Source organism: Salinibacter sp. (assembly GCF_042218895.1).
In the GTDB taxonomy this organism is placed as follows: Bacteria; Bacteroidota; Rhodothermia; order Rhodothermales; family Salinibacteraceae; genus Salinibacter.
Genome location: NZ_JBDGQQ010000148.1, coordinates 1 through 10903, shown reverse-complemented (window position 1 = coordinate 10903; position 10903 = coordinate 1). Strand labels below are relative to the sequence as shown.

The window sequence follows — 10903 nt, the reverse complement described above, 5'->3', positions numbered from 1 at the left end:
AGCTGCGGATAGAGCGGGAGCGTGCCCACGTGATCGCCGATGAGGCAGTGCCCGCCGGGCCGGAGCGGTTCGTGGACGCTGCGGAAGAGCAGCTCGTAGCGCGACTCGGCCTCGGCCGTATCCACGTCGTGCCCCACGATGGCGTGCAGGGCCAGCGAGGCCACGACGAGGTCGTACGGCCCGCCGGGAAGCGGCGCCCCATCGGTGGGCACCGCTACCTGGAGTGGATCCGCGTTGCGCGTCAGTTGCCCGACTTTCTCGTGCGCGATGGCGAGCAGATCCGGGTCCTCGTCGAGCAGCACGAGCTCCACCTGCGGGTACGCGTCCAGCACCGTAGCGGCGGCGTTGCCGGTGCCGCACGCGAGGTCGCAGACGGCAGCGCCGGGCGGAAGGGGCGGCAGCGCCATCGCCAGTTCCTCCAGCATGGGCACCGCCTGCGGCATCCGGCGCTCCAGGTGAATGTCGTACCAGCGGCCGTCGTCCCAGTGGCCACCGTCACGGTCAAGATTTCCTTTCCAGCTCGGCAGTTCGCTCATAGAGATGTGGTGGAAACGGACGCTTCAGGGAAGACGACGCTAGTGTGCCATCGGGCTCCCGCTGCGTCCTTTTTTGTGGATTCCATTCTCGTTGACGTGGCCGACGTACCGACCCAGAATGGTGACCTCCTCAAAGACATCGGGCTGAATGTGGATGTCGTCGTACTCTGGGTTGCACGGCTCCAGACGGAGCCCATTCTCGTCGTGGTACACCTGCTTCAGCGAGGTCTCGCCGTCGTAGAGCACCGCCCCAATCCCTCCTTCGGGAATATCCTCATCGACGAGCAGTACGTAGTCGCCGTCGTGGATGTTGGCCCCCCGCATGGACTGCCCCGACACGCGGATGGCAAAGATTTTGTCGAGGTTCGGAAAGAGCATGTCGAGCGTGATGGTTCCGAGGTCGGCCTCGACGGCCTCCTGCAGGGACCCGGCCGAGATGATGCCCTTCACCGGAATGCCTGGCTCCTCCTGTTCCTGGTAGCGCGGGGCAAGGTGGTACCCCTGATCATCGCGCGTGAGGTGTCCCTTGCGATGGAGCGCCTTCAGGTTCTGGGTGACGCTGTTGGGCGAGCTGTACCCGAAGTGATCGATAATCTCCCGGTATGTTGGCCAGACCCCGGTCTCGCGCGTATGGTCGATGAGAAACTGGAGGAACTCGTGCTGCTTCGCGGTCAGCTTTTTCCGGCCCATGACAGAAGAGGGCGTGTCGTGCAACTGATGAGCGACGTGCCGGCGTGCTCGGGCGCCTCGCACATATGTTTCACACAGTAAGGGTACTGAGGAGGCGGGACAAGGTCAAGCCTCCGCCGCAGAGGTCGAAGATGTGGAAGGTCCTTCAATCTGAGCGATGACCGACTGGCTCCGGTCCGGATATGCGTCGTCGAATTGGTAGCGCAGGAAGTCGCGCACGAGCGTCTCCACCTCGCGCCGGACGTCGGGGGCCATTTCCAGGCGCATCACGGTGTCGAGGTCGGCGCGGGCACAGACGGCGTAGGCTCGCAATGCGTCGCGGGTGGCGCGGCGCGGTCGTTCTGGGGTAGCATTGGCCGGATACACGCCCCCGTCCGCCAGGGAGAGCAGTCCGTTCGCCCCCGTCACGGCCTCAACGCTGGCCCGCTCGACGGAGGGTGCCACCCCGAGCAGGGCCGCCAGCCGGAGCTGCGCGTACGGCCAGAGGTTCGCCGTACGTGCGTCGGTGGCGTTGAGGCGACGTAGGACCCGAACGAGGAGTCTGAAGACCTTGGGCTGTGGCTCTTCCTCCTCCATCAGGGCATCCACGAGTTCTACAATGCGCAGCCCAATTGTGATGGTCTTCAGGCCCCGCCGGAGGCGATGGAAGGAGTCGACGTGGCTGCTCTCACTAAGCGTCTGGAGGGTCCGCGTGGGTTTGTAGTAGAAGACCACCTGCGTGTACGCCATCGGCTGCAAGGTCGCCCCGAACGAACTCTTCGGGCGCCGCGCCCCCTTTGCCATGACCCCGATCTTTCCCTTTTCGCGGGTGAAGAGTGTGACGATCTGGCTCGTCTCCCCGTAGTCGAGGCTTCGCAGGACGACGGCCTTCGTCCGAATGATGTCGCGCTGTGCCATGGCAGCAGCAAGAAGCCAATCCGATTGCGAGAGTACCGGACGTTATGTTCGTCGGGATAAATGTGTCTCCCCATTGCAAGCGAACCTCGTTTCCGGTTGCACTCAGCATCGTCGGCTCATGATTCGGCTCTACCGACTCCAACAGCGTCTTTCCATTACCCGCCATGAGGCCCTAGCGGTGCTAACGCTGACGGTACTTTTTCTCACGGGCTTGACGATACGGCACGTTCAGGAGCAGCAAGCCCCACCCCTCGCCGTCGACTCCCTCGTGGCTCAGCCGTCCGCCTCATCGCCTGCTCCAGACTCTCGTGCGTCGAATGCACCTCCGACGCCCTCTGCGGAGAACCCGATTAACATAAACACAGCGTCGTCCGAGGCCCTCCGTGCTCTACCCGGCATCGGGCCCGCTCTTTCGAAGCGCATCAAGAGGTACCGGTCGACCAAGCGGCCTTTCCAACGCGTTGAGGAGTTGAAGCGGGTGAGCGGCATCGGGCCGAAGACCCTGGCGACTCTCCAGCCCCTGGTGCACGTCGCGTCCCCCGACGCGTCCTCCGACTAGTGCGAATGCCATCCTACGACGCAGCAGCCGGAGCGTCCGGGTCGTCTTGCTCGGAAGAGTCAGGGGGCTCGCTAGAGGGCGTGCCGTTCGTGGCGGTGCGCTGTCGCTTCCGAATGCGCTCCGCAACGGCTTCCGGGGTCCAATCCTGAGCGACCTCCTGCTCCCGATCAAGAAAGCGAGAGATTGGGACGAGAAGCAGGGCGGCCAGTGCACCAAACCCCACCAGGGTTGCTACGATTACGGGCAGGTACTCGGGATTAAACAGTGGGGAAGCATCCATGCAACGGGAGACTTACTTCCGTCTGGAAGAAAAGTAGCGTACCACATTGTTCAACCTACCGACGGCAGCGACGTTCGGTTTTTCCTGGACGGCGCGGTCATCCACCGTGAATCTTGATCCGTTCGCGCCGGTACAGAATTTTTTGGTAGATTGCTCCTACGGTTTGCAATCTCCCATGTAGCGTGGGTTTGCTGAATATCTCCTTCTGCAGGTGACATGTCTCCTTCCGACGGCGCCCCGACGGATTCACGCGAGGTTCAGCTCCTCATTGCCGAGGATGATCCGGACGTTGGTGATGGACTGGAGAATCGGTTTTCCCGGAAGGGATACGACGTTGACCGCACAACCGACGGGGAAGATGCCCTCCGCGAGATCACGACCCTCCCGCCGTATGATCTCGTGTTGCTCAATGTGCGATTGCCGGAAAAGGACGGATTCGAGGTGCTCCGGGAAGCCCGCAGGGCTGGGGTCGACTCTCCTGTCATCTTGCTCACGTCCAAGGATGAGCATCGGCATAAAATTCGTGGCTTCAACCTTGGGGCCGACGATTACGTGACCAAGCCTTTTGACGTAAAGGAGTTGGAGGCGCGGGTCCAAGCCGTGCTTGACCGCAGTGCGCCGAGCACGCCGGACACGGACGACGTGTACTCGTTTGGGACGGTTACGGTTAACTTTCCCGAAGAAACGGTGACCAGGGACGGGGAGCGCGTCGAGTTCACCAGCCTGGAGTTCGACCTCCTGGGGTATTTCGTTGCGCACCGAGGCCGTACCGTAAGCCGGGAACGGCTCCTGCGAGACGTGTGGGGAATCAGCGGTGACATTGCCACCCGCACTGTCGACCGCCACGTGGCGTCGTTGCGCAAGAAGATCGAACCCACTCCCGGCGATCCCACTTACCTGGAGACCGTCTACGGCGTTGGATACAAGTTCGTGGAGAAAGAGAGCCCTGAATCCCCCGCCTCCTCAGAGGAAGACTGATTTCCTCTTCCCTCCTCTTGCGAAGTCCTCCATCGGCCGCTCCGCCGAAAGACCGAGAGTTACGGAGTCAAGAGGCCGCCACTCACACTCCATTGGGGACGCGTTACTTCGTTGGACAGCGTGCGGGGCGTCGCCGTGAAGCTGCCCTCGATCCTCATCAGCGGCCTCAGGGACTGTACGTGAGGCTGCGGCCCGGAACACGCTGGCCTCGAACACAGCATCGAGCGAGAAGGCACCTTCGACGGAGGCGTTCACCGGCGCACCTGCTGTCAGTTCGGCCGCCGGTCAGTTCGAGGTGTGGTCCGGACGTCGACTCGGGACCGGTGCTGCCGCAGGCGGCGAGAAGCAGGACGAATACGAAAAATAAACCGGGCAGATCCTGGATCGATCGTCCCTGGCGAACGCAGGCAGCGTCCGCAACGACGCGTGCCCGCAGTGCATATGGATCAGCCAGGACGACCTGCACGGGCACCGGACCGTGCGGGGGCGATCCCATCGAGTATTATTTTCACCCAGCGAAAATCGCATGCCTGCTGTCCAACGAGGAAAATTCGTTGAGCTCAACGTCGAGAAATTCGCGGATGGCGGCACGTCGGTCGCTCACGTTGACGAGGTCCCCGTGCGCGTGGAGGAGGTCATCGGCACCGAGCTGGTGGAAGATGCCGTCGCGAACGCCCGCATGAGTGCGGAGATGAACGGCGTGGACAACTGCACTTTTGTGAGCGGCGACCTGAAGGACCTACTCACGCCCTCGTTTGCCGGCGAACACGGGCGCCCCGACGTGCTGATTGTGGATCCGCCCCGGGCCGGGATGCACAAGAACGTGGTGGAGCAGGTTGCGACCCTAGCCCCCGAGCGGTTCGTCTACGTCAGTTGCAACCCGCAGACTCAGGCGTGTGACCTTGAGCGGCTGCGTGATGCGTGCCGGGTGGACACCGTACAGCCGGTAGACATGTTTCCGCACACGCCCCACGTGGAGAACGTGGTTCGACTGACGAGAGCGACGGACTGAGGATCGGGGAGGAAGGCTCGTCAGGCGCCCCCCTCCAACCTCGGGCCGCCCGAGCGGCAACACAACCCTCGGCTCATCCTCCCACTGCCCCCGACCTCCACACGTCTCCGAAGCTGATTGATTCACACGTGAGCAAAACAGCATTCGTCACCGGCGGCACCGGCTTCGTGGGCAGTCACCTCGTCGAAGAACTCCTGCGTCGCGGCGCCGACGAGGTGCGCTGCCTCGTCCGCTCCGACCCGAAGTGGCTGGCCGACCTCGACGTGGAATACGTCCGGGGGGACCTGTCGGACATCGACACGCTATGGGCGGCCCTCGACGGCACGACACACGTCTACCACGTCGCTGGACTCACGCGCGCTCCGAACTGGGACCCGTTCTACGAGGTCAATGTGCAGGGGACGCTCAACCTGATGGGGGCCGTTAAGCACGCTGCCCCCAACGTGGAGCGCGTCCTGGTGACGAGTAGCCTCGCCGCGGTGGGGCGCTGCGACGACGGAGTGGCAACTGAGCAGGCTGCCCTCGAGCCGGTGAGCCGCTACGGGAAGAGCAAGGCGCAGATGGAGGAGGCGCTGCGCGAGCCGCACGAGATGACCGAGACCGAGTCGTACGCGGAGGCGCTGCCCCTTACCGTCGTGCGTCCCCCCGCCGTCTACGGACCCCGCGACCGGGACATTCTCGACTTCTTCCGGGCGGTGGACCGCCACGTCTGCCCCATCGTTGGCGGCGGCCAGTCGCCACTCAGTCTCGTCCACGTCCGCGACCTCGCCGCCGGAATGGTTGACGCAAGCCTTCATCCGGCGGCCGTCGGCGAGACGTACCATCTCGGAAGTCCGCACCTGTACGCCTGGCGAGAGGTGAAGCAGGTTGCCACCGATGCTCTCGACACCTGGGCAGTCACAGTACCGGTGCCGGGCCCACTTGTCAGCGCGGTCGGGGCAGTGGCGGAGGCCTGGGGCGGGCTCACAGGCACCTACCCCGCCCTCAACCGCGACAAGGCCCGTGAGATCCGGCACGCCTGTACCGCATGCTCGACCGAGAAGGCCCAGCAGGACTTCGACTACCAGCCGCGGACGCCGCTCGATGAGGGGGTGGCCGCGACCATTCAGTGGTACCAGCGGCACGGGTGGCTGTGACGTCTCCCCTTCGCGCTACGCCGCCGTGGCCGCGTCACTGCATGCCTTCAGCGCGTGCCCGCAATCGGTCGCGAATCCTTGCCGTAGTCCCCCCGTACACCATAGTCGCCCCAGCAGGGGTTGCGCGTCGTCACCAGTACCAAATCACCCTCCGTCACCGTGAGCAGTCTCGGATTCAACACGGGCTACATCGAAGAGCTGTATCGGCAGTACCAAGACGACCCCAGCAGTGTCAGCGAAAGCTGGCGGGAGTTCTTTGCGGACTACCACCCGGGCGCGTCGTTCATTCCTGCGACCCAGACGAGCGGGGATGGAGAAGCAACCGCCGCTCCCGAGCAGCCCACTGAGACAGCCCCGAAGGCCCGCGAGGAGCCCTCCGCGCCGCCCTCCGCCCGGCCCGACGAGACGGAGGACGGGGTTGTAGAGCCCCTGCGCCCTGCCTCGGCCCCGGCGGTCGACGAAGACAAGGTCGAGGTGCGGGCGCTTCAGGGACCGGCCGGCAAGGTCGTCGAAAACATGGAGGACAGCCTCGGCATCCCGACAGCGACCTCAGCCCGCACGATGCCGGTCAAGCTACTGGAGGAAAACCGGACCCTGCTCAACGACCACCAGCGGCAGGTGGGCGGTGAGAAGGTGTCCTACACCCACATCATCGCCTACGCGATGGTGCAGGGAATGCAGGAATACACGGACATGAACACCACCTTTCGCCGCGACGAGGACGGCACGCCCCAGCACGTCATTCCCGATCAGATCAATCTCGGGCTTGCCATCGATGTCGAGCGGCGCGGCAAGCGGACGCTCCTCGTGCCCAACATCAAGGATGCTGGGGGCCTGAACTTCGCCGAGTTTGTCGGGGTCTACAACGATCTGATTGAACGGGCCCAGAGCGGGGACCTAGACCTCTCGGACTTTCAGGGTACGACGGCGACCCTCACGAACCCCGGCATGATCGGCACGTCGATGAGCGTGGCGCGCCTGATGCCGGGCCAGGGCGTGATCGTGGGGGCCGGGGCCATCGACTATCCCCCTGAGTACCGAGGGTACGACCCGGAGGTTGTGAGCAAGGCGGGCGTGTCGCCCGTCATGACGCTCACGTCGACCTACGACCACCGTGTCATCCAGGGGGCCACAAGTGGCGCGTTCCTGAACCACGTTGAAGAGCTGCTGACGGGCGAGCACAACTTCTACCGACAGCTCTTCTCGGACCTGAACGTACCGTACCAGCCCTTCGGCATGGCGGTCGACTCGACGCCCCAGCTTGGCCGGCCCGAGCCCGAAGACAAGCTCGACATGACCGAGAAGCAGGCGGCCGTGCTCCAGCTCATCCGGGCATACCGCGTGCGGGGCCACCTGCAGGCCGACATCAACCCGCTCGGGTACGAGTGGCAGTACCACCCCGAACTCGACCCCGCCTCCTACGGCCTCACCGTCTGGGACCTCGACCGCGAGTTCATCACCGGAGGCCTGGGAAGCGAGGAGAAGCTTCCTCTGCGCGACATTCTCGACATTCTGCGGAAGGCGTATACCCGCAAGGTGGGGACCGCCTTCATGCACATCTCCGATCCGGAGGAGAAGAAGTGGATCCAGAACCGGATCGAGCCGATGCGCGACGCTGCTCCCCCTTCCACCGAGGAGCGGCGTCGCATCATGCGCAAGCTCAACGCGGCAGAGGCATTTGAGCGGTTTCTCCACACCAAATACATCGGCCACAAGCGATTTTCGCTGGAGGGCGCCGAGACGATGATTCCCATCATCGATACGATCTTCTCCGAAGCCGCCGACGAAGGCGTGCAGGACGTCGTGGTGGGCATGGCACATCGAGGACGCCTCAATGTGCTGGCCAACATTATCGGCAAGCCCTACGAGGAGATCTTCTCCAAATTCGAGGGCAACATCGACCCGAACACTACGCAGGGCTCCGGCGACGTAAAGTATCACCTCGGGGCGAAAGGATACGTGACCTCTCCAAACGGGAACGAGATCTGCGTCACGCTGGCCTCAAACCCCAGCCACCTGGAGGCCGTGAACCCGGTCGTGGAGGGCATGGCCCGCGCCAAGCAAAACCTGTTGCGCGACGAGCATCCCGGGGGCGACGAGGACGACTACCACGACGCTGTGATGCCGTTTCTCGTGCACGGTGACGCGGCCTTTCCGGGACAGGGCGTGGTGGCTGAGACGCTCAATCTCAGTCAGCTGCAGGGCTACACGACCGGCGGCACAGTTCACCTGGTGATCAACAACCAGATTGGGTTCACGACCCCGCCGGGCGAGGCCCGCAGCTCCACCTACGCGACCGACCTCGCGCAGGCGATCGAGGCGCCCATCTTTCACGTCAACGGCGACGATCCCGAGGCCTGCGTGCGCATCGCCCGCCTGGCGTTCGAGTACCGCCAGCGCTTCAACAAGGACGTGGTGATCGACATGGTGTGCTACCGCGTTCACGGCCACAACGAGGGCGACGAGCCGACCTTCACGCAGCCGCTGCTCTACGAGAAGATTGAGGAGAAGCGCTCCCCACGAAAACTCTACACCGAGATGCTGTTGCGGCGGGGCGACATCGAGCCCGACGAGGCCGAGCAGATGCTCGACGACTACCGCGGGCGCCTGCAGGAGGCCTTCGACCGGACCAAGGACCTGGAAGAGAAGGACGCCGAGGAGGCCCTCGAGAAACGGGCCCAGCGCAAGGGCGATGTCCGCCTTCCCTCCGTCGACACGAGCGCAAAGCGCGAGCACCTGGAGCGTGTCGTCGAGGTGCTTACGAACTTTCCCGACGACTTCCACGTCCACCGAAAGCTGGAGCGGCTGTTCGGCAAGCGCGACGAGCTGTTTTACGAGGCGGAGCGGATCGACTGGGGCTTCGCCGAGGCCCTGGCATTCGGTTCGCTACTGCAGGAGGGCACGCGTGTCCGCCTCAGTGGACAGGACTCGCGCCGCGCCACCTTCAGCCAGCGCCACGCCGTCCTCATCGACCAGGAGACCGGTGAGGAGTACACGCCGCTCAACCACCTGAGCGACGACCAGGCCCGGCTCCTGATCTACGACAGCCTGCTGTCGGAGTACGCGGTGTGCGCCTTCGAGTACGGCTACTCGGTGATGGACACGGACACTCTGGTCTGCTGGGAGGCCCAGTTCGGCGACTTTGCCAATGGGGCCCAGATCGTGTGGGACCAGTTCGTGAGTGCCGCCGAGATGAAGTGGGGCCAGACCTCCGGCCTCGTGGCCCTTCTGCCCCACGCCTACGAGGGGCAGGGTCCGGAGCACTCCTCCGCTCGCCTGGAGCGCTTCCTGCAGCTTTCCGCCGAGCAGAACATGATCGTCGCGAATTACTCGACGCCGGCCAACTACTTCCACGCCCTCCGCCGGCAAGTGAAGCGCGACGTGAAGAAGCCGCACATCATCATGACGCCGAAGAGCCTGCTACGGCACCCGAAGTGCGTGTCGACCCCCGAGGACCTGACCGATGGTGGTGTGCAAGAGGTGATTCCAGCCGAAACGGCCCCGGCCGATACGACCCGCCACATCCTGTGCAGCGGCAAGGTGTACTACGACCTCGTAGAGGCGCTGGCGGACGATGAGCAGCGCGACGAGATTGCGATTACGCGCCTGGAGCAGTTTTATCCGTTCCCGGAGCAAGAAGTGTTGGACGAGCTCGAGCGCTACGCCAACGCCGACGAGACAGTGTGGGTGCAGGAAGAGCCGCGCAACATGGGCGCCTGGTCGTTCGTGCAGCCGCGGCTCGACGACCTGCTCGAAGAGATCCATGGTCCGTGCGAGCAGCGCGTGCAGTACGTGGGCCGACCGGCCAGCGCAAGCCCCGCGACTGGCTCGGCCAAGGTGCACGACCGGGAGCAGGAGAAGCTAGTGGACGAGGCGATTGACACCTAACGGGCGCCCCGACCTCCCCCAAAGTTGTTGCTCTCGGGTCATCCAGGCACGTCGAGCATTCGGCTCTCGGTCCGCTGGCTTTCGGGCGGACCGAGAGCGGATTGGCGCACGAGGGAGCCGAAAAACAAAAGGCGACCTCGGGGATCGAGGCCGCCTTTTCGTCATCCCGTATGCTGTCCGGCATCTGCTACCGGCGTTTCCGATTCCTTTCCTTCTTTTCTTCGCGATGGCGTCGGCGGCGTGCCTTCTTCTTCTCAAGGCGCTTCTCCTCCGACGGCTTTATGTACGCCATGTTTTGACGATATTCTTGGAGAACGCGACTCCGGTTCACCTCGCGCCGGAAGCGCTTGAGCGCGCGATCAATGTCTTCGTTATTTCGAACTTGGACACCAACAGCCAATGTAGATCCCTCCTTGAAAGATTTGGTTTTGAGGTTTGTGAATAGGTGCGTATCAGTTTTCCGAAACGCGAGGTTGAGCGGCATGTTCCTCTTCACGGATGCGCTCCCCTTCCTCAGAAACCTTCCTCCATGACGTCTCCTTCCCCTCTCGTGCTGGCGACCGGCAATGCCGGCAAAGTCGAGGAGATCCAGTCCCTGCTCGCCGACCTCCCACTCTCCCTCGTACCTGCCAGTGAGCTTGACGCCCCCCCGGACGTGGACGAGGACGCCGCCACGCTCGACGGCAACGCCCGGAAAAAGGCCCGCGCCTTCCACGAGCACACCGGGCACCCCGCCCTCGCCGACGACACCGGCCTGGAGGTAGCGGCGCTCGACGGCGGCCCTGGCGTCCACACCGCCCGCTTCGCCGGCCCCGACGCCGCGCCCGACGACAACAAACGAAAGCTGCTGGCGGTGATGGAGGGGACCAACGACCGACGCGCACGGTTCCGCACGGTGGCGGCGCTGGTCGAGGGGAATGGGACGGT

11 protein-coding genes are annotated in these 10903 nt (G+C 64.0%); 6 read left to right on the top strand and 5 right to left on the bottom strand.

The features are described from left to right. From ABEL04_RS12480 to recO, 3 genes are all read right to left on the bottom strand, one after another. Positions 1-536: class I SAM-dependent methyltransferase (locus tag ABEL04_RS12480; RefSeq protein WP_375802721.1), on the bottom strand; the 536-nt coding region annotated here is incomplete at its 3' end. 39 nt (positions 537-575) lie between these two features. After that, entirely contained in the window at positions 576-1226 is a 651-nt protein-coding gene (gene lexA, locus ABEL04_RS12475) for a transcriptional repressor LexA (RefSeq protein WP_375802720.1), read from the bottom strand. Positions 1227-1331: 105 nt separating this feature from the next. Further along, positions 1332-2123 carry a DNA repair protein RecO gene (gene recO / locus ABEL04_RS12470; protein ID WP_375802719.1) on the bottom strand — a complete coding sequence of 264 codons (792 nt, stop codon included), beginning with the start codon at positions 2121-2123 and terminating at the stop codon, positions 1332-1334. A gap of 118 nt (positions 2124-2241) precedes the next feature. Here recO and ABEL04_RS12465 point away from each other — a divergent pair, with 118 nt between their 5' ends. After that, positions 2242-2682, top strand: coding sequence for a ComEA family DNA-binding protein (locus ABEL04_RS12465; RefSeq protein WP_375802718.1), 441 nt, complete (start codon positions 2242-2244; stop codon positions 2680-2682). Positions 2683-2695: 13 nt separating this feature from the next. On the opposite strand, the gene ABEL04_RS12460 is transcribed toward ABEL04_RS12465, so the two are convergent. Then, positions 2696-2962, bottom strand: a complete 267-nt coding sequence (locus ABEL04_RS12460) for a hypothetical protein (protein ID WP_375802717.1) — start codon at positions 2960-2962, stop codon at positions 2696-2698. A gap of 216 nt (positions 2963-3178) precedes the next feature. Here ABEL04_RS12460 and ABEL04_RS12455 point away from each other — a divergent pair, with 216 nt between their 5' ends. The 4 genes from ABEL04_RS12455 to ABEL04_RS12440 all read left to right on the top strand — a co-directional run bounded on the left by ABEL04_RS12455 (position 3179) and on the right by ABEL04_RS12440 (position 9976). Next, positions 3179-3940, top strand: coding sequence for a response regulator transcription factor (locus tag ABEL04_RS12455; RefSeq protein WP_375802716.1), 762 nt, complete (start codon positions 3179-3181; stop codon positions 3938-3940). A gap of 526 nt (positions 3941-4466) precedes the next feature. After that, entirely contained in the window at positions 4467-4952 is a 486-nt protein-coding gene (locus ABEL04_RS12450; protein ID WP_375802715.1) for a hypothetical protein, read from the top strand. Between the two features lie 128 nt (positions 4953-5080). Then, the gene (locus tag ABEL04_RS12445; protein ID WP_375802714.1) at positions 5081-6088 is read left to right on the top strand and encodes an NAD-dependent epimerase/dehydratase family protein; all 1008 of its coding nucleotides are present in this window, start codon (positions 5081-5083) and stop codon (positions 6086-6088) included. A gap of 120 nt (positions 6089-6208) precedes the next feature. Beyond that, positions 6209-9976, top strand: a complete 3768-nt coding sequence (locus ABEL04_RS12440) for a multifunctional oxoglutarate decarboxylase/oxoglutarate dehydrogenase thiamine pyrophosphate-binding subunit/dihydrolipoyllysine-residue succinyltransferase subunit (protein WP_375802713.1) — start codon at positions 6209-6211, stop codon at positions 9974-9976. Positions 9977-10163: 187 nt separating this feature from the next. Here ABEL04_RS12440 and rpsU read toward each other — a convergent pair whose 3' ends face one another. Continuing rightward, positions 10164-10460 carry a 30S ribosomal protein S21 gene (gene rpsU / locus ABEL04_RS12435; protein WP_375802712.1) on the bottom strand — a complete coding sequence of 99 codons (297 nt, stop codon included), beginning with the start codon at positions 10458-10460 and terminating at the stop codon, positions 10164-10166. A 45-nt stretch (positions 10461-10505) separates the two neighbouring features. Between rpsU and ABEL04_RS12430 the strand changes: the two genes are divergently transcribed. After that, positions 10506-10903: non-canonical purine NTP pyrophosphatase (locus ABEL04_RS12430; RefSeq protein WP_375802711.1), on the top strand; the 398-nt coding region annotated here is incomplete at its 3' end.

Bases quoted from the DNA above. Each gene is read 5' to 3' on its own strand.
- ABEL04_RS12450 (WP_375802715.1), top strand. From the start codon at position 4,467: ATGCCTGCTGTCCAACGAGGAAAATTCGTTGAGCTCAACGTCGAGAAA.
- recO (WP_375802719.1), bottom strand. From the start codon at position 2,123: ATGGCACAGCGCGACATCATTCGGACGAAGGCCGTCGTCCTGCGAAGC.
- ABEL04_RS12460 (WP_375802717.1), bottom strand. From the start codon at position 2,962: ATGGATGCTTCCCCACTGTTTAATCCCGAGTACCTGCCCGTAATCGTA.
- rpsU (WP_375802712.1), bottom strand. From the start codon at position 10,460: ATGCCGCTCAACCTCGCGTTTCGGAAAACTGATACGCACCTATTCACA.
- ABEL04_RS12455 (WP_375802716.1), top strand. From the start codon at position 3,179: ATGTCTCCTTCCGACGGCGCCCCGACGGATTCACGCGAGGTTCAGCTC.
- lexA (WP_375802720.1), bottom strand. From the start codon at position 1,226: ATGGGCCGGAAAAAGCTGACCGCGAAGCAGCACGAGTTCCTCCAGTTT.
- ABEL04_RS12465 (WP_375802718.1), top strand. From the start codon at position 2,242: ATGATTCGGCTCTACCGACTCCAACAGCGTCTTTCCATTACCCGCCAT.